Raw genomic sequence first — 634 nt, 5'->3', positions numbered from 1 at the left:
AGCCCGGAGCCGATCAGCGAGCCCAGCGGCATCACTGCCACGCAACCCATGTCTTCCAGTTCTTTTGCCACGATGGGGTCGTCGTTGGTGTAAACCATCACCTTGAAGCCGTCGTCGATCAGTTCGCGGGCGGCATGCAGGGTGTGGGTTATGTTCGGGTACAGGGTTTTCTGGTCGCCGAGCACTTCCAGTTTCACCAGGTCGTGGCCATCCAGCAGTTCCCGCGCCAGCTTGCAGCAACGCACCGCATCTTCGGCGGTAAAGCAGCCGGCGGTGTTGGGCAGGATGGTGTATTTGTCCGGAGTGATGTAGTCGAGCAGGTTGGGCTCGTCTGCATTCTGGCCGATATTGGTACGGCGGATGGCGACGGTGACGATTTCGGCGCCGCTGGTTTCGATGGCGTCACGGGTCTCGTCAAAATCCTTGTATTTGCCGGTACCGATCAGCAGGCGGGAGTAGGTGTTTCCGGCAATGGTAAGCAGATCGGACATTCTGGCCTCGATAATTCGGTAAGTAATTGGCTGTCAGGGCAATTCAGGTGTGAGTGTCAGCCGCCGCCGATGGCATGGACGATTTCCACCACGTCACCCTCGTTCAGGGAAAAATCGGCATGCTGGCTTTTCGGGACGATTTC

1 protein-coding gene and 1 pseudogene are annotated in these 634 nt (G+C 57.9%); both read right to left on the bottom strand.

Features of this window, described 5'->3' with window-relative positions; translation table 11 throughout:
• Nucleotides 1-491, bottom strand: a pseudogene (locus A3754_RS21800) (thiazole synthase); the annotation flags it as partial.
• A 56-nt stretch (nt 492-547) separates the two neighbouring features.
• A partial coding sequence (locus A3754_RS21795) for a MoaD/ThiS family protein (RefSeq protein WP_197468774.1) occupies nt 548-634 on the bottom strand: 87 nt, incomplete at its 5' end.

The sequence above is a fragment of the Alcanivorax sp. HI0083 genome, from assembly GCF_001635175.1.
This window is presented reverse-complemented; position numbering and strand designations above follow the sequence as displayed.